This is a genomic window from Aquimarina litoralis, assembly GCF_019295435.1.
Taxonomy (GTDB): domain Bacteria; phylum Bacteroidota; class Bacteroidia; order Flavobacteriales; family Flavobacteriaceae; genus Aquimarina; species Aquimarina litoralis_A.
In genome coordinates, this window is sequence record NZ_WEKL01000044.1 from 1 (window position 1) to 18272 (window position 18272).

Sequence of the window (18272 nt, forward strand, 5' to 3'; positions counted from 1 at the left end):
GTTACCGCTGGTATTGCTGCTTACAAAACAGCTTCCTTAGTGCGTCTTTTTATTAAATCAGGCGCACAAGTTAAGGTAGTAATGACCCCTGCAGCAAAAGATTTTGTAACGCCACTCACACTTTCAACATTATCAAAAAATCCCGTAAATTCCTCTTTTTATGACGAAGAGGACGAGAATGCCGAATGGAATAATCATGTAGAACTTGGATTATGGGCGGATTTAATGATCGTAGCACCTGCCACTGCTAATACATTRTCTAAAATGTCTACAGGTAATAGCGACAATCTATTATTGGCAACCTATCTTTCGGCAAAATGCCCTATATATTTCGCTCCGGCAATGGATCTTGATATGTATAATCACCCTTCTACTCACAAAACTTTTAAAAAGTTACAATCGTTTGGTAATATTATGATTCCTGCAGAATCTGGAGAATTAGCAAGTGGATTGGTGGGACAAGGACGAATGGCAGAGCCCTCTAATATCATTCACTTTATAGAAAATGATATCTTAGAAAAATTACCTTTAAAAGGTCAAAAGGTCTTGATCACTGCTGGACCAACTTATGAGGCAATTGATCCAGTTCGTTTTATTGGAAATCACTCTAGCGGTAGAATGGGAATAGAACTTGCTAAGCATGCAGCTAATCTTGGAGCACAGGTTACATTGGTATTAGGTCCATCTTCTTTATCTGTCAACCATGGTCTTATTAACGTAATTTCTGTTGTTAGTGCTGCATCTATGTATGAAGCAGTAGAAAAAGAGTTTGGTAATTCAGATATTGCAATAGCATCTGCTGCAGTAGCTGATTATAGACCTAAAAATGTATCAGATCAAAAAATAAAGAAATCCGATAGTAGTTTTGCTATAGAATTAGAACGAACTACTGATATTCTTAAATGGATGGGATCTGTAAAGAAAGATCAATTTTTAGTGGGCTTTGCATTAGAAACGCAAAATGAGGAAGAAAACGCGAAGGCTAAGCTGGAAAAGAAAAATTTAGATCTTATTGTACTTAATTCATTGAACGATAAAGGAGCTGGTTTTAAAGCGCAAACGAATAAAGTAACACTGATTAATCATAAATTAGAAATTAAAGCGTTTGAATTAAAAACCAAAGCTGAGGTTGCACAAGATATTTTTAACGAAATCAATACTCTACGAAATGCGTAATTTTTTTCTTTTTGTGGCGTTAGTTTTTTCTTGCATTTTAGGAAATGCTCAAGAATTTAACGCTACAGTGGTAGTAAATGCAGAGCAAACAGGAAACCCAAATTTGCAAGTTTTTAAAACATTAGAAAGATCTGTTGCAGAGTTTATTAATAACACAAAATGGACAGAAGTAGATTATCGTACAGAGGAAAGGATTGATTGTAGTTTTTTTATAACAATAACAGGAAACGATAATGACAGCTTTAACGCTACAGTACAAGTTCAAGCCTCAAGACCTGTCTATGGATCCAATTATAAGACCACGATTTTAAATGTTAATGATAAACAATTTAATTTCAGGTATTTAGAATTTCAACCTTTAAATTATAATCCTAATAACTTCGAATCTAATTTAATATCAGTAGTCGCTTTTTATTTATATACTATTCTGGGAGTTGATGCAGACTCTTTTGAATTAAACTCTGGAACAGCTTATCATCAAGAAGCTAAAAATATTGTTGGTAATGCTCAAGGAAGTAATACACTAGGATGGAATGGACAAGACGGTCTGCAAACCAGATTTAGACTAAATGATGATTTGTTATCAGGTACATTTGATGGATATAGAACAGCTTTATATTCATATCATAGAGAAGGACTTGATATTATGAATAATGATCTAAAAAAAGGAAAAGAGGCTATCTTAGCATCTGTGAAGACCTTAGAAGGAATGCATAATACCAGACCTAATTCTTATATCATGAGAGTCTTTTTTGATGCTAAAGCAGATGAAGTAGCAAAAATTCTTTCAGGTGGCCCAGCTATGAATGTAGCAGAAACCATTTCTATTTTAGGAAGAATTGCACCAACGTATGCAAGCAATTGGGCAGAGATAAAGTTATAAGTTTTTCTGTATTGGAATTGAAAACTTTTTAAAACTATAGTATCTTTACTTCCTTTAATAAATTATAAAATAGAATCATCCTTTGCTTAGAAGTCTTTCAATAAAAAACTTCGCTTTAATAGAACAGTTACAGGTTTCCTTTGATGCTGGTTTGATTACCATTACAGGAGAAACAGGAGCTGGTAAATCTTTGCTTTTAGGAGCGTTAGGACTTCTTTTAGGAAAAAGAGCTGATCTTTCCAGTATAAAAGATAGTGCTAACAAATGTAGTATAGAAGGCGTTTTTGACATCGAAAAGTATAATCTTATTCCTTTTTTTGAAGATGAAGATTTAGATTATGAATCCGAAACAATAATAAGAAGAGAAATTTTACCTTCTGGTAAATCCAGAGCCTTTATCAATGATACTCCTGTAACATTAAGTTCATTAAATAAATTAGGGCTCAAATTAATTGATATTCATAGTCAACATCAAACCTTAGAAGTTACTACAAATGATTTCCAATTTGAAGTTTTAGATGCATTATCAGAAACCGATAGAGAAATACAATCTTATAAAAGAGGTTTGTCTCTTTTAAAAACAAAGGAAAAAGAAGAACGATTACTTCTCGATAGTCAACAAGAATTGACAAAAGAACATGATTATAATTCTTTTTTGTTGAATGAGTTATTAGAGGCAAAATTGCAATCTGGAGAGTTAGCTCAGTTAGAAGAACGTTATGAAACGCTCATTAATATTGAGGAAATACAAGAACGGCTGTCAGGTTCTGTTTCTTTAGTGTCTTCGGAAGAGGTTGGAATTTCTGATCTTCTTAATACGTTAAAAGCTAATCTCTCGAAAATTGCTCCATTTTCTGGTAAGTTAAAAGAACTTTCAGATCGAGTTCATAGTGTGTATATAGAATTAGAGGATGTTAATGAATCGTTGCAGAATGAATTAGAAAGTTTGGATGCAGATCCGGAACAATTAGAAGAAGTAAGTAATAGATTACAGATTATACACAATCTTCAAACAAAACATACAGTTAGTTCTGTAGAAGAACTAATTTCAATAAAAGAAGAGCTTGAAGAGAAAGTTTCAAAAACCGAATCACTTTCTGATGATATAAAGGAGATTCAAAAAGAAATTGAAACTATAAAAAGTCAATTAGATGAAGTTGCGATAAAAATCCATAAGAAAAGAACAAAGGCTTTGCCTAGATTGGTATCAGAATTAGAAGATATTTTAAAAAGTCTTGGTATGTCTAATGCTACTTTTAAAACTTCTTTAAAATTACAAGAGAAGTACCTTTCTAATGGAAAAGAAGAGTTAGAGTTTTTGTTTTCTGCAAATAAAGGTGGTGCTTATGGAGTGTTAAAAAAAGTTGCTTCTGGAGGTGAATTGTCTAGAATTATGATAGCCATTAAAGCAATCCTATCTCGATATACACAATTACCTACGATAATTTTTGATGAAATTGATACAGGTGTATCTGGAGAAATAGCCCATAAAATGGCAGATTTGATGATGACAATGAGTAAAAACCTTCAAGTGTTTAGTATTACTCATTTACCCCAAATCGCTGCAAACGGGCAAAGTCAGTATAAAGTATTTAAAGAAGATGTAAATGATACTACAGTGACTAGATTGAAGTTGCTAAATGAAGAAGATCGAATTCGTGAGATTGCAGAGATGATAGGAGGAAAACAAATTTCTGATTCTGCATTAACTCATGCAAAATCATTATTACATAATTAAAACGAAAATTGGTAGAGTGTCATTTTGATTAAGGTCGTTTTGTTATCTTTACCACTCATAAATCATATTATAATTTAGTAGTAAATGTCATACAATTTATTAAAAGGCAAAAGAGGAATTATATTCGGCGCACTAGACGAAAATTCAATCGCTTGGAAAACAGCAGAACGTGTTTATGAAGAAGGAGGTAGCTTTGTGTTAACCAATGCTCCAGTTGCTATGAGAATGGGAGCAATTAAAGAATTAGCAGAAAAAACTAATTCTCAGATTATACCTGCAGACGCCACTTCACTAGAAGATTTAGAGAATCTGGTAGAAAAATCTATGGAGATTTTAGGAGGAAAACTAGATTTTGTATTGCATTCTATAGGGATGTCTGTGAATGTCAGAAAAGGGCGTCACTATACAGATTTAAATTATGACTGGAGTGAAAAAGGTTGGGATGTATCTGCCTTGTCTTTTCATAAAACCATGCAGACCTTGTATAAAAAAGAAGCAATGAATGAATGGGGAAGTATAGTTGCATTAACCTACATGGCAGCACAAAGAGTATTTCCTGATTATAACGATATGGCTGATAATAAGGCATATCTTGAATCCATTGCAAGAAGCTTTGGGTATTTCTTTGGAAGAGATAAAAAGGTAAGAGTGAATACAATTTCTCAGTCTCCAACTCCTACAACAGCTGGTAAAGGAGTAAAAGGATTTGATGGATTTATAGAATATGCTGATAAAATGTCACCATTAGGAAACGCATCTGCTGATGAATGTGCGGATTATACGATAACATTGTTTTCTGACTTAACTAAAAAAGTAACCCTACAAAACCTATATCATGATGGAGGATTCTCAAATATGGGAGTAAGTCAGATGGTTATGGAAAAATTTGTAGATGAAGAATAATATAATTTACAATATTGTAAAAAGCTTAATTCGATAAGGATTAAGCTTTTTTATTTTGCACTATTAACTGTAACCAGAATAAAAATACTGGTTACAGTTAATATTAGGATTTTTTCTTTATTTACATTTGCCTCATGAATATTTCTTTTTCTTTTATAGTACCTGTTTTTAATAGACCTAATGAAATAGATGAACTGTTAGCAAGCATGATACATTTAGATTATGATCACTCTTATGAAGTGGTGATTATAGAAGATGGTTCTTCTGAAACGTCCGAAAGTATTGTGAGATCTTATGAAAAACAATTGCAGATTAGTTACTATCAAAAACCAAATACAGGGCCAGGAGATTCTAGGAATTATGGCATGCGTAAAGCAAAAGGGAACTATTTTCTAATATTAGATAGTGATGTAATACTTCCGGAAAATTATCTGAGAGAGGTACATGATTTTCTTTCTAAAAGATTTGTTCATTGTTTTGGAGGTCCCGATGATGCTCATAAAGATTTCTCAGATTTACAGAAAGCGATAAGTTATAGTATGACATCATATCTTACTACTGGAGGTATAAGGGGAAGAAAAAAAACACTAGATAAGTTTCAACCCAGAAGTTTTAATATGGGAATTTCAAAAGATGCTTTTGCTGCATCTAATGGTTTTGGAAATATCCATCCTGGAGAAGATCCAGATCTTACCATCAGATTGTGGAAATTAGGATATGAGACCGCTCTTATTCCAAACGCTAAAGTTTTTCATAAACGAAGAATTTCTTGGAATAAATTTTACATTCAAGTAAATAAATTTGGTAAAGTGCGGCCTATACTTAATTTATGGCATCCAGATACAGCAAAGATTACATATTGGTTTCCAACACTGTTTTTGGGGTATATTTTGTTTTCCTTGCTCACTATGATAGTAGGCTATTGGTATTTCTTGGGACTATTGATACTATATTTTGGGGTCGTTTTTATAGATGCAACAGTAAGTTATAAGAGTATTTCTATAGGAATGAAAGCTTTGGTAGCCGTATTTGTTCAGTTTTATGGTTATGGAACAGGATTCCTAAAATCTTATTATTATATTCATCTTTTGAAAAAGAATCCTGAACAGAAGTTTAAAAAGCTGTTTTTTTCAAAGTAATACTATATGGCTAAAAATAAATTAAGTCGATTTTCTTTAAAAAGGAATAATGTAAAAACATTTCTGTTCTTTTTAGTGTTTACATCTCTTCTTTGGTTGTTTATACAGTTTTCTAAAAATTATACCCAAGAGGTCGAGGTGGATATTCAATATACCAATATACCTAAGGATAGAATTTTACACGATGATAGTGACCAAACCTTAAAACTGATCCTTAACGGTAATGGCTTTAGGCTTATAAATCATACCTGGAGTAAACCAAAATTGCAGCTTGATATTGCTAAAGCAATAGAAGGTTCTGAGGGAGAATATTATTTTTCTGTGGACAAATCGGACCAATCATTAAAGGATAAATTAAATTTTAAAGGTAGAATTCTAGCTGTTCAGAAAGACTCATTAAGGGTTAAACTAGATATTAATTTGGAAAAGAAAATCCCAATAAAGGTATCTAAAGAACTGTTATATGCCGCTGGTTATGGAAGTGATAAAGGAGTTGTTCTTAATCCTGATTCAATCACTATAAACGGTCCCAAAAATACAATCGATACCATAAACTATGTGATTACTGAGGATCTAAAGCTTGAAGGGTTAAACACAGATTATAAAACGACTTTAGCCATAAAAATAGATAGTTTGCCGTCTAGAGTAGTTGTTTCTCCAGAAGAAGTGGAGGCAAGTATTGCAGTTAGTAAATTTACTGAGGGAAGTCAGGAAATTCCGATTACACTTATGAATATTCCAGAAGGAAAAGAAATCAAGATATTTCCAAAGGAAGTAAAAGTCGTCTATAGAGTTGGACTTGATAAATATAGTGAGATTAGCTTAAGGGATTTTAAAGTTATTGCCGATTATAATAAAGTGTCAGCAGATAGTCCTTTTTTGATTTTAGAGCTTGTAGATATGCCAGAATCTATTCATGATGTGAGGTTACAGGATAAACAAGTACAATTTGTAATTCTAAACTAAAAGATGATTGTAGTTGGATTAACAGGAGGTATTGGTAGTGGTAAATCAACAGTGGCAAAAATGTTTGCAAAACTTGGAGTGCCAATTTACATTGCGGATGATGAGGCAAAACAACTGATGCATAAAGATATACAAGTTAAAAATCAAATTATAGAATTATTAGGGGAAGCGTCCTATATAGATGGTAAATTAAATAGAAAGCATATTGCTGATCTTGTATTTAATGATAAACAACTATTAGAAAAGCTAAATAGTATTGTCCATCCAGCGGTAGCGAATCATTTTTTGGTTTGGAAGGATAACCAAAAATCTACATATGTGATTAAAGAAGCTGCAATTTTATTTGAAAACGGAGGCTACAAAAAATGTGATCATACAATTTTAATTACAGCTCCTGAAGAGATAAGAATAAATAGAGTTTTAGAAAGGGATAATTCTACGAAATCTGAGGTTATTGCCAGGTTAAAAAATCAATGGACAGATTCTCAAAAGATTCCATTAGCAGATTTTGTTATAAATAATGTAGATTTAGAGGAAACTTGGCTTCAAGTTAATAAAATTCATAATAAACTTATTGTTTGATTACCTTATTTTCACAATCTTTCATTTTGTTAACATTTGGTTAAACCCTAAAGTAGCTAAATGTTAAAGTCTTACTTTTGACCTATGAATAAAAGGTTATTCGCTTTACTGATCCTCTTGATGAGTTTGTCATTAATCGGGATTATTTTTGTTCAGGGATATTGGATTCAGAATACCGTAGAGAATAACAGAGAGCAATTTTCTTTCAATGCAAAGCAAATATTGATATCTGTCTCCAATAAAATTGAATACAGAGAGTTTGAAGAAATGTACTATCCGTTACAAGAGATTTTGGATAGTATAAAACAACCTGATAGCAAGACAATACAGCAGCTCTTAGACATAGGTTTTGATAAAGGATCATTTGCTTTTGGTGATGGTGTCCTAGAAGAAGATTCTAAACTGTTTTCTTCTTTTATAGATTTTAATATTGATACAGTAAGATTAAAAGATATATTAAATCGAAATGCAGAAATAATTGATGACAAGAAAAAGAGTTATCAAGCTAAGCAAAGATCAAAATCAAAGCTGGATAGGCTAAGTACGCTTACCGATTTGCAAAGGAGAGATTATGAAATAGTCATAGATCAATTAGCTAATTTTATTCCAATTCATCGTCGTGTGAAAAAGGAAGAAGTAGAAAAGTTACTAAAAAAAGAATTGGCTGAACGAGATATGAAAGTTGATTTTGAGTATGCTATATACAGTAATGCATTGGCAACTCGTGTACGTTCTGAAGATTTTAGTGCAACTGAAAGTGATGGTAATACATTTGCCGTACCTCTTTTTGTTAATAATGAAGATGGTTCAAGCTTGTATCAACTCTATGTGAATTTTACAGGTAAGAATCGATACATATTATCGACAATTAAAGGGATGGCGATTTTGTCGATTATTTTTACGTTGGTAATTGTTGTAGCATATTCGAGTGCTTTATCTCAACTTTTGCAACAACGACAGATATCGCAAATTAAAACGGATTTTATCAATAATATGACGCATGAGCTTAAAACGCCAATAGCAACAATTAATTTGGCGTTAGATGCGATTAAAAACCCAAAAATATCTGGGGATCCAGAAAAGCGTAAGCGTTATATGATAATGATTCGTGAGGAAAATAAAAGAATGCTTACGCAAGTAGAAAATGTATTGCGGATTTCACAGTTAGAGAAAAATGAGCTAAATATCAAAAAGGAGAGGCTTGAATTGCATGAAATTATTGAAGATGCTATAACTCATGTTTCTTTAATAGTTGAAAATAGAGAAGGCTATATCAAGACTCATTTGGGAGCATTAAAGTCTTCTTTTTTAGCAAATGAAAGTCATATGACAAATGTAGTAGTGAATATGTTAGATAATGCGATTAAGTACTCGGAAGGAGCACCAAAAATTGATATTTATACTGAAAATGTAAAAAATAGTATTGTACTAAAAATACGTGACCAAGGAGTGGGAATGAGCAAAGTAGCACAGAAAAAAATCTTCGAAAAGTTCTTTAGAGAACACACAGGAGATTTGCACAATGTAAAAGGTCACGGACTTGGATTAACATATGTAAAACGAATAATAGATGACCATCATGGTCAAATATGGGTGGAGAGTGAAAGGGGAAAAGGCTCCACATTTATAACTAAATTACCGTTAATATCTTAAATTATGGAAACAGAAAACAAAAAGATTTTGCTTGTAGAAGATGATCCAAACTTTGGAACTGTATTAAAGGATTATCTTGTTATGAATGATTATGATGTTGTACATGCTAAAAATGGTATGGAAGGCTTCGAAAAGTTTAAAAAGGACGACTATGATATGTGTATCCTAGACGTTATGATGCCTTATAAAGATGGATTTACTTTAGCAAAAGAAATTAGGGATAAAAATGAAGAAGTTCCTATTATTTTCTTAACTGCTAAGGCAATGAAAGAAGATGTGCTTAAAGGATATAAGGTTGGAGCAGATGATTATCTTAATAAGCCATTTGATAGCGAAGTACTTTTAATGAAGATACAAGCGATAATGCAACGTAAGAGCACAGAGTCTGTTGCAGATAGTAAACAGTTTGAATTTAAAATAGGTGGGTTCCACTTAAATTCCAAGCTTAGATTTTTAACTTTTAGAGAAGAAGATCCTATCAAATTATCCCCTAAAGAAAATGAATTACTACGTTTGTTAGCATTGCATCTTAATGATTTAATGCCAAGAGAGCTAGCGCTTACCAAAATATGGAGAGATGATAATTATTTTACTTCTAGAAGTATGGACGTGTATATCGCTAAGCTTAGAAAATATTTAAAGAAAGATGAGAACGTAGAGATTTTAAATATTCACGGAGAAGGATTTAGATTAGTAGTTCGAAGTGATGAATCTTAAAAACAACTAAATAACGGTAATATAGCACAATCAAAAAACCGCTTCAGAAATTATTCTGAAGCGGTTTTTTATGATAAAGTATTTATTTGAATTTTCGAGTGTTTTAAAGATTAAAATTTTAAATTTAATTATTCTTCATTTGTATTGATAGTTTCAATAACTCTAGTCACATTTTCTATTGGTTCTAAATAATCAAACCAATTAATTTCTTCATCTTTTCTAAACCAGGTAAGTTGTCTTTTTGCGAAACGTCTTGTGTTTTTTTTGATTTCGGAAATTGCAAAATCCAAATCCCAGGTACCATCCATATAGTTGAAGATTTCTTTATAACCAACGGTGTTTAAGGCATTTAATTTTTTATGAGGATATAATTTTTTCACTTCTTCTAAAAGCCCTTCTTCAACCATCATATCAACTCTTTGATTAATCCTATCATAAATGATTTCCCTTTCTGCTGTAATTCCAATTTTAATAATTTTAAAAGGGCGTTTTTTATGAGTTTGGGTAATAAAAGATGAATAAGGTTTTCCACTGCTCAAGCAAACTTCTAGAGCTCTCATCACACGATGCGTATTCTGAAGATCAACTCTTTGATAATATGAAGGATCTAACTCTTTGAGTTGCATTTGTAACCTATCAATTCCTTCAGTTTCATACTGCGTTTGCAACCGTTTCCTAATATCTGGAGATACTTCAGGAAAAGTATCTAAGCCTTTCGTGACCGCATCTACGTATAATCCAGATCCACCTACTAAAACAACATAGTTGTTTGTCCTAAAGAGTGTGTTTAGTTTATCAATTGCATCTTTTTCAAAATCCCCTACAGAATATGTTTCTTGAATACTTTTATGTTGTATGAAATGATGTTTTGCCTGTTGTAATTCATCTGCACTTGGAACTGCTGTACCGATTCGCATTTCTTTGAAAAACTGCCTACTATCTGCAGATACAATTTCACAATTGAAATGTTCAGCAAGTTTTATACTTAAACTTGTTTTTCCGATGGCTGTAGGACCAACCACAACGATGAGAGTATGATGATTAGTCATTGAATAAAGTATGTCCGCAATTATGGCAATATTTAGCACCGTCTAGATGATTACTTTCTGAGCAATTTGCACAATGTTGTGTATTTAGATTAGTGGAGTTCTCTTTGACCTGTTGTGTGTACTCTGCACTCACAATACCTGTAGGTACGGCGATAATTCCATAACCTAAAATCATTACTATTGATGCAATAAATTGACCTAAAGGAGTTTCTGGTGAGATATCTCCATATCCGACTGTAGTAAGTGTTACGATACACCAATATACGCTTCTGGGGATACTATTAAAACCATGTTCTGGACCTTCTACCAGATACATTACCGTTCCTAAGATTATAGCCACAATTAAAACAGCAAACATGAAGACAGATATCTTAGCTCTACTCGCTTTCAATGCTTTAACAAGGTTATTAGATTCTCCAATAAAACGAGCTAATTTTAATATTCTGAAGACTCTAAGCAAGCGCAGTGCACGAAGCGCAACCAATGCATGTGTACCAACAAATAAAATAGAAAGATATTTTGGTATGGTAGATAATAAATCAATAATACCATAAAAGCTAAATATATATTTTTTTGGTTGGTTGATAGATATAATTCTCAAAATGTATTCAATGGTAAATACTATAGTGATAATCCATTCGAGAATATTGAATAAGGAAGCGTATTTGGTATTTATGTAGGATACACTCTCCAACATCACAAGTACGATACTGGCGAGAATGATAATTAGAATAATCAGATCAAAAKATTTTCCTGCTTTTGTGTCTGCTTCATAAATAACTTCGTGTAGTTTGTGTTTCCAGGTTTTATGTTTGGAATTATCCTTCAAAATTGATTGTTTTAACGAAAATACTAAAAAATTAACTTGTTTTTTTGATTGCAATTAAGGTGTTGTTTTCCATATCCACAATTAAATTGAAGAATTCCTTTAATGCACTATAATAATCTACCGGATAATAGGATGATAAAAATGTAATAGTATGATTGATTAAAAGTTGGTTGCCTTGTAAATTAAAATCAAGACTTAGTTTTCCGGACTTTCCAGGTAATGCATAGTTTAGGTTTTTCGGAATATCTTGAAATTCATAATTATCTGGAATTTCTATATACGTTATATATGTAAAAGAATCTTTATATCCGAAATCTACTGGATATGTTCTTTCACTAAGTTTAAAAGGGTTTTCTTTAAAAAATATTTTTGTAAATGGTTTTACATAAATAATATCCTCTATGTTCTCAGTAGATTTTATAAAGTGAACTTCTTCTATAAAAGGTTTTTCCAGTTCTTTTAGATTTTGAACAGTTGCTTTAACTACAGAAAGGTTCTCTTCTGTATTTAGAATGTTTTGGATGTATTTTTCTTCGGATATTCGATCTAATGTTTTTCTTTTTGCATTTGCGTGATATCCAACATATGTATATTTTCCAATACCTTTTAGACTTAGATCTTCTGTTAGTGTAAGCTTTTCTCTATAATAGTAGGAGGAACGTTTTTTAGGCTTAACGTCTATCCAAGAACTTCCGTTTTTAAAATCTAAAAGTCTTCCATATTGATTTAAACATCTAAAAGGAATCTGATCAAATGGTAATGTTTTTTCAGTTGCATCTAAAAGATAGTTCTGTTTGTCAATTTCTAATTGTACAATTAAATAATTAAAATCTGAAAGAATAGGATGAAGTTTTGTGGCATAGCCATTATTTCTGGTCGATAATAAAACCGGTGCTGCAGAAAACCCTTGTTGTTTATATACATTATGCAGCAATACGTTAATTTCACCCACATTTCCTACTTTGGTGTCCATAACCTCTTTAATATCTACATCTGTAAAAATTTTATATTCGTCATTCCAGTTATATTGGGTGGTTATATATTTGTATATGGATTTTGCTTTATCCAAGCCGTAAGGCATATTCTTAATAGAATCTGGAAGAACATTTTTAGTAGCATTAAGTTTTTTTAACTGTTGCCCAATAGTTCGTTTGGTTTTTAGTTCTTTATCAACACTTTTCCAAGTTGAAGTATATTTTGTTTTAGTACCGTCGAAATTTTTGAATTCTTTTAATTCATATTCAATTCTAGAAAAATAATTTTTCTTCGCAGTCATGAATTTCTCCTTTTTAAAGGCGGGAATGTTTTTCATAACATATTTGCTATGCGCGCAATCAGCGATTCTGCCATAACCAATATCAAAACAATCTTTCTTAATTGAATTTTCTTCGGTATCTAGTTTTTGAGCACCAACTAATCTAATGTTATATACATAATTACCTGGAAGATCTGCTATATACTCACTATAAATTTTAGGGATGTCGTCCTGAAAATCCCATCCTCTAAAATTAAAACGAAATGGAGATTCTGTTTGATAAGAATAGGTGATTACAGAGCCAGGTCTGATGTTAGGGAAAGTAAATTTTACCAACGTATAATTTTCATCGTATTTTTCTCTATAGATTTTATCTTCTTCTAGTTGTGTTTTTACGATTTTTCCATTTTCTAGATTATGTGTAAAAGCGATAAGATTTCTAAAAACTTCTTTTCTGTTTTTATTTCGATATAATAATATCTCGAAGGTGCTTTGATCAAACCCTTCTTTGTTTAAGATTTTAATTTTTCCGCTATAATCTGTTAATAGTCCATAATTTCCTTCACTCTCTATGCGACTATACCCTTTTTCATAAATGTAAAAAGCATTTGCTGTTGTATCCCTTAGATAACGAGTTCCTTCTAAATCAGCTTTGCTTACAACTGAACTCTTGAAATTGTAATTTTCTTGGGAAATACATAAAAGGGGTAATAAAAGAAGTAGACTAATTATAATAGCTCTCAACATAAAATATTCTTTGTTTACTTGTAAGTATCTTGAAAGTGAGAAATGTTACCATTAAGAGCTAATTTTATTTTTCTCCAAGAGGAACTACTTTTAATCTTTTATGTTGTCGTACATAACTTTGTATGATATGCTGAGCATCACTATCATGGTGCATAGGTGTAATAATAGATTTCAGAATATCAATATTATTGATCTGGTGATTTAGATTAAAATATCCAATTCCTAAAAATTTCCCATTTTCAATCAAAATCACACTTTGTTCATCAATATCTCGACCTCTATCAATAATCATCATGTTTTTGCGGTCAAAAGAGTGTTGAGAAATAAACTCTTGTATCCTTGCATTGTGAACTTCTTGGGATTCACAGGCATTATCCATATCATTAGAGCTATCTGAACCTTTTTCGTTGTCTTTATCAAGTCCTATAAATTGAAGACATAATTGATATTCTTCGGCCCAACGATGCATGAATGACTTTGCTTGTTGTCTATTAGAAAAAGTGGTAATTCTTTTTTTTCGACGATCTACTTTTTTTACTATTAAATTAATGTAACCGTTCTGATCAGTAAACTGATAAAGCGCTTGATTAAATTTTGTTCTTTTAAAAGTTCTATTATATCTCGGTTTGTTGCGCTTAATTTCTTCATTTTCCTTTAATAACGCTAATAGTTCGCTTCCTGTAATCTCATAAGTTACGTTGGTAACTTCTTCTTGAATTTTTCTAGACTTTCTATTTTCGTTTGTAAAATGCTGAGTAACTCGCTTTTTGATATTTTTACTTTTTCCAATATAAATAATACCACCATCTTTGCGATGTATATAATATACTCCAGTGGCAGAAGGTAGATTTTCTAGAAGTCGTAGCAATTTATCATTAACCTTCTTTTTAGTATCAAGACGTACTGTTTCTTTAAGGATTGTTTTTTCGACATCTTTTGATAATAATAACTTAAATAACTTTACAGTAGCTTGTGCGTCTCCTGTAGCTCTATGTCTGTCAGAGATAGCAATGCCAAGGCTTCTAACTAGTTTGCCAAGACTATAAGACTTCTGATCTGGAATTAGTTTCTGAGATAGTTCTACAGTGCAGAGAGATTGCCGTTCATATTCATATCCAAGTCTATCAAACTCAGTTCTTAAAATTCGGTAATCGAAAGATGCATTATGTGCTACGATAATACAATCTGTAGTAATTTCTACGATTCTTTTTGCTACTTCATAAAATTTAGGCGCATTGCGGAGCATCTTGTTGTTAATTCCGGTTAGGTTTACAACAAATGGCTGAATTGGCCTTTCAGGATTAATTAAACTTATAAATTGATCTACAACTTTATGTCCATCAAATTTATAGATCGCAATTTCGGTAATTCCTTCTTCATTATATTTTCCTCCTGTAGTTTCTATATCTAAAATCGCGTACATCATACGTATCTGGGTCCGGTAGTCTTTTATAAGTTCATGTATTTATGATCTAAAATAGTACTTTTTAAGTTGTATAGTTTCTTACTCCAAAAATAGAACTTCCAATTCTAACCATTGTACTGTTACATTCTATAGCAATTTTGTAATCACCACTCATACCAATTGATAAAGTATCAAATTCAGAAAATGTTGTTTTTAACTTTTTAAAGAGAGACTGAATACGTCCGAATTCAGTTTTAATTTGAGTCTCATCAGAGGTGAAAGTTGCCATACCCATAAGTCCTTTGATCTTTACATTTGTTAACTGTTGTACTTCTTCGGAATTCAAAAGACTGATTGCATCCGTTTCATGAAGTCCAAATTTGCTATCTTCTTCAGCGATTTTGATTTGTATAAGACAATTAATTTCTCGGTTGTTTTTTATGGCTTGTCTATTAATTTCTTTCAATAGTTTCAGGCTATCTACTGCATGAATTGTATGTACATAGGGAGCCATGTATTTTACTTTATTGGTTTGTACATGTCCAATCATATGCCAAACAATATCTTTGGGCATTTCTTCCCATTTTTGGGTCATTTCCTGAATTTTGTTTTCTCCAAAAATACGTTGACCTGCATCATAAGCTTCCATAAGATCAGATACAGGTTTTGTTTTGGATACAGCTACTAGAGTAACCTCATTAGAAATTGTATTTTGAATTTGTTTTAAGTTTTCAGCAATAGAATTCATAAGCGGCAAAGATACCTAAATTTAGAATAATGAGACTGGATAAATTATTTATAGTAATTCTTTGTGAGAACTCATTTTAGAATTCATAAATAGTAATTCCGCTTCTTAGTTTGGGTTCTATATAGGTGCTTTTGGGTGGCATTTTTAAACCTTGATCTGCAATTTTTTTCATTTGATCAACCGTAGCAGGAAATAGGCCAAAACCCACTTCAAATTCTCTTTGATCTACTTTACTTTTTACATAAACGATATCATTTTTACCATGAGAATATTCTATTCTGGTATCTGTTCTAAGATCTTTGATGCCAAGAATGGGATTTAGCACGGTTTGAAACAAAATCTGTGCATCTAATTCGGCTAATGCATCTGTGAACTCATAGATTGTTTTTCGAAGGTATAAAGAATAAAACTCTCCATCTAGATACATGCTAAAATGATGAGGTTTTGATGGTTTGTATACTTCAATACCTCTGTTTTCTATTCGAAACCATTCATCTAACCTGATTAAGAATTCTTCTTTTGATAAACCATTTAAATCTTTTATGAGTCTATTGAATTCGTATATTTTTAAGTCCGATTCTGGAATTAAATAACTCATAAAAAAATTATAGGGCTCTGTTCCATTATGTTTTGGGTTTTCATTAGCCAGATCTTCTGCTAGTAGATAAGAAGATGCAGATCTATGATGTCCATCGGCGATGTAAATAGTCTTCATCTCCTCAAAAGCCGATTGTATTTGATCAATACTATTTTGATCATCTACTTTCCATAGGTAATGAGTATCTCTGTAGGTTGTGGTAAATTCATATTCTGCTCTTTCTTGGATTACTTCCTGAATAATCTCTGTAATCTTAGATGTGTCAGGATAGGTGAGTAGTACCGGTTCTGCATTAAAGCCTACTGTTTTTAAATACTGTTTAAAAGTACTTTCTCGATCAGCGAGCGTATCTTCGTGTTTTTTGATAATATCATTTTGGTAATCATCGGCACTGGCAGCAGCAATAATTCCGCAAAAAGATTCTTGCTCTCTGTTTACAATTTTATAAACGTAATAGCAAGAGGTATCATCTTGCATAAAAATCTCATCTTCTTTAAATTCCAAATATCGATTTCGAACTAGTTTATAACGTTCTTCTCCAGAAATCTCTTTATGATATTTGTATCCAGGATTTACGATGTGTAAAAAAGAGTAGGGGTTATAATCCATTCTAGAATCTCTTTCTTCTGGAGTATAACTTTGATATGATCGAGAAGCTATTAGACTTACCTTATCTCTGGTAGGTCGTACAGCCTTAAATGGTAGGATTTTCGCCATTTTGTAATGATTTCTAGTTTTGGCTTAGTCTTTAAATAATTCTTCTAACTTATTTTTTAACTGATTACCTCTTAACGTTTTGGCAATTATGGTTCCTTCTTGATCGATTAAAAAGTTATCCGGAATTCCTTGGATACCATAGGTTAAAACGATATCACTTTTAAAACCTTTCAAATCAACTCCTTGTTTCCATGGGAGTGAATCCTTTTTTATAGCTTCAATCCAATTTTTCTTTTGGTTATCAATAGACACTCCGACAATTTCAAAACCTTGATCTTTAAAAGTGTTGTATGTTTTGATAAGATTTGGATTTTCTTGTCTACATGGATAACACCAAGAAGCCCAGAATTCAACTAATACGTATTTTGATTTTATATCTGAAATTTTAATTGGATTTTCATTCAAATCAGATAATTCAAAGTCAATAAATTTTTCTCCAATTTTTGGTGTTYGTGGGAGTGAAATAAAATATTTTATAGATTTTCCATAACTGGATGCTTGCATCTTTTCAGATAAACCGTTAAAGAGTTCTATTATTTTTTCTTTATTCCATAATAATGTAGAATTATTGAGGTGACTAACACTTACATAGGAATTAGGATTGTCTGATATAAATTGTTGATTTACTAAAGATATTTCTTCTAAAATCTCAGTTTGCTGATTTACTAAGTCTTCTGTTTCTTGTTGAGACATTTTTTCAGCTTCTGGGTGCATGAACTTATCATTAATCTCGTTAAAAGCAGTTTCTAAACTATCCGTTTTTTGTAATAAATCATTGTATTCTTTTTGTGATTTTCCACCAGTAATTTTAGCACTTCTTAGATTTTCTTTTTCTCCTTCAATTGTTATTTTTTGGTTTTCTACCCATACCGAAAAGTATTCAGGTGTTATTTTACCCACCTTCATAAAAACAGAAGAAGGTTCTTCTACGGATCCTGTAAACTCAAATTTTTCATTTATAATTTGTGTAGAATCTATTGTTTCTCTTTCTTTTTTTATAAATACCCAAGTGCTATCGGATATATTTTTAAGATTACCAACAATATGATAACCATCGGTTTTGGTGATATCGTCATTTGTAGAAGTCTCCTTTTTATCTTCTTTACAAGAGAATAAGAAAAATATTGTAGCAAAAAGCCCAATAAAAAAGTTTTTTTTTGAAATCAT

The 18272-nt window shown here is 31.6% G+C and carries 16 protein-coding genes; 9 read left to right on the top strand and 7 right to left on the bottom strand.

Annotated features, from left to right (window positions below; translation table 11 throughout):
* From coaBC to GBO31_RS18655, 9 genes are all read left to right on the top strand, one after another.
* Positions 1–1176: bifunctional phosphopantothenoylcysteine decarboxylase/phosphopantothenate--cysteine ligase CoaBC (gene coaBC, locus GBO31_RS18615; RefSeq protein WP_219009975.1), on the top strand; the 1176-nt coding region annotated here is incomplete at its 5' end.
* On the top strand, positions 1169–2059 hold the full coding sequence (locus GBO31_RS18620; protein WP_219009976.1) for a DUF4835 family protein: 891 nt from the start codon (positions 1169–1171) through the stop codon (positions 2057–2059). The genes coaBC and GBO31_RS18620, both read left to right, overlap by 8 nt.
* Before the next feature lie 82 nt (positions 2060–2141).
* Positions 2142–3797, top strand: a complete 1656-nt coding sequence (gene recN / locus GBO31_RS18625) for a DNA repair protein RecN (protein WP_219009977.1) — start codon at positions 2142–2144, stop codon at positions 3795–3797.
* A gap of 84 nt (positions 3798–3881) precedes the next feature.
* On the top strand, positions 3882–4700 hold the full coding sequence (locus GBO31_RS18630) for an enoyl-ACP reductase FabI (protein WP_219009978.1): 819 nt from the start codon (positions 3882–3884) through the stop codon (positions 4698–4700).
* A 134-nt stretch (positions 4701–4834) separates the two neighbouring features.
* The gene (locus GBO31_RS18635; RefSeq protein WP_219009979.1) at positions 4835–5839 is read left to right on the top strand and encodes a glycosyltransferase; all 1005 of its coding nucleotides are present in this window, start codon (positions 4835–4837) and stop codon (positions 5837–5839) included.
* A gap of 6 nt (positions 5840–5845) precedes the next feature.
* On the top strand, positions 5846–6805 hold the full coding sequence (locus GBO31_RS18640; protein WP_219009980.1) for a CdaR family protein: 960 nt from the start codon (positions 5846–5848) through the stop codon (positions 6803–6805).
* Positions 6806–6808: 3 nt separating this feature from the next.
* On the top strand, positions 6809–7387 hold the full coding sequence (gene coaE / locus GBO31_RS18645; protein ID WP_219009981.1) for a dephospho-CoA kinase: 579 nt from the start codon (positions 6809–6811) through the stop codon (positions 7385–7387).
* Between the two features lie 84 nt (positions 7388–7471).
* Positions 7472–9040, top strand: coding sequence for a sensor histidine kinase (locus tag GBO31_RS18650; protein ID WP_219009982.1), 1569 nt, complete (start codon positions 7472–7474; stop codon positions 9038–9040).
* 3 nt (positions 9041–9043) lie between these two features.
* The gene (locus GBO31_RS18655) at positions 9044–9757 is read left to right on the top strand and encodes a response regulator transcription factor (RefSeq protein WP_027393600.1); all 714 of its coding nucleotides are present in this window, start codon (positions 9044–9046) and stop codon (positions 9755–9757) included.
* Positions 9758–9885: 128 nt separating this feature from the next.
* Here the strand turns inward: GBO31_RS18655 and miaA are convergent, their stop codons facing one another.
* From miaA to GBO31_RS18690, 7 genes are all read right to left on the bottom strand, one after another.
* Positions 9886–10806 carry a tRNA (adenosine(37)-N6)-dimethylallyltransferase MiaA gene (miaA, locus tag GBO31_RS18660; RefSeq protein ID WP_219009983.1) on the bottom strand — a complete coding sequence of 307 codons (921 nt, stop codon included), beginning with the start codon at positions 10804–10806 and terminating at the stop codon, positions 9886–9888.
* Positions 10799–11635 (bottom strand): ion transporter, encoded by an 837-nt coding sequence (locus GBO31_RS18665; RefSeq protein WP_219009984.1) that lies wholly within the window; start codon positions 11633–11635, stop codon positions 10799–10801. Before GBO31_RS18665 ends, miaA begins: the two co-directional genes overlap by 8 nt.
* A gap of 31 nt (positions 11636–11666) precedes the next feature.
* Positions 11667–13637: a DUF3857 domain-containing protein gene (locus GBO31_RS18670; RefSeq protein WP_219009985.1), complete on the bottom strand. Its 1971-nt coding sequence runs from the start codon at positions 13635–13637 to the stop codon at positions 11667–11669.
* 64 nt (positions 13638–13701) lie between these two features.
* Positions 13702–15060, bottom strand: coding sequence for an exonuclease domain-containing protein (locus GBO31_RS18675; protein WP_219010012.1), 1359 nt, complete (start codon positions 15058–15060; stop codon positions 13702–13704).
* Positions 15061–15124: 64 nt separating this feature from the next.
* A complete protein-coding gene (locus tag GBO31_RS18680) occupies positions 15125–15790 on the bottom strand; it encodes a YggS family pyridoxal phosphate-dependent enzyme (RefSeq protein ID WP_219009986.1) in 666 nt (221 codons plus the stop codon).
* A 76-nt stretch (positions 15791–15866) separates the two neighbouring features.
* Positions 15867–17105, bottom strand: coding sequence for a DUF1015 domain-containing protein (locus GBO31_RS18685; protein WP_219009987.1), 1239 nt, complete (start codon positions 17103–17105; stop codon positions 15867–15869).
* 24 nt (positions 17106–17129) lie between these two features.
* On the bottom strand, positions 17130–18272 hold the full coding sequence (locus GBO31_RS18690; RefSeq protein ID WP_219009988.1) for a TlpA disulfide reductase family protein: 1143 nt from the start codon (positions 18270–18272) through the stop codon (positions 17130–17132).

Excerpts from the sequence above, each read along its gene's own strand:
- GBO31_RS18635 (WP_219009979.1), top strand. The coding sequence starts at position 4,835 with ATGAATATTTCTTTTTCTTTTATAGTACCTGTTTTTAATAGACCTAAT.
- GBO31_RS18680 (WP_219009986.1), bottom strand. The coding sequence starts at position 15,790 with ATGAATTCTATTGCTGAAAACTTAAAACAAATTCAAAATACAATTTCT.
- GBO31_RS18685 (WP_219009987.1), bottom strand. The coding sequence starts at position 17,105 with ATGGCGAAAATCCTACCATTTAAGGCTGTACGACCTACCAGAGATAAG.
- GBO31_RS18620 (WP_219009976.1), top strand. The coding sequence starts at position 1,169 with ATGCGTAATTTTTTTCTTTTTGTGGCGTTAGTTTTTTCTTGCATTTTA.
- GBO31_RS18670 (WP_219009985.1), bottom strand. The coding sequence starts at position 13,637 with ATGTTGAGAGCTATTATAATTAGTCTACTTCTTTTATTACCCCTTTTA.
- GBO31_RS18655 (WP_027393600.1), top strand. The coding sequence starts at position 9,044 with ATGGAAACAGAAAACAAAAAGATTTTGCTTGTAGAAGATGATCCAAAC.
- miaA (WP_219009983.1), bottom strand. The coding sequence starts at position 10,806 with ATGACTAATCATCATACTCTCATCGTTGTGGTTGGTCCTACAGCCATC.
- GBO31_RS18650 (WP_219009982.1), top strand. The coding sequence starts at position 7,472 with ATGAATAAAAGGTTATTCGCTTTACTGATCCTCTTGATGAGTTTGTCA.
- GBO31_RS18675 (WP_219010012.1), bottom strand. The coding sequence starts at position 15,060 with ATGTACGCGATTTTAGATATAGAAACTACAGGAGGAAAATATAATGAA.
- GBO31_RS18630 (WP_219009978.1), top strand. The coding sequence starts at position 3,882 with ATGTCATACAATTTATTAAAAGGCAAAAGAGGAATTATATTCGGCGCA.
- GBO31_RS18640 (WP_219009980.1), top strand. The coding sequence starts at position 5,846 with ATGGCTAAAAATAAATTAAGTCGATTTTCTTTAAAAAGGAATAATGTA.
- coaE (WP_219009981.1), top strand. The coding sequence starts at position 6,809 with ATGATTGTAGTTGGATTAACAGGAGGTATTGGTAGTGGTAAATCAACA.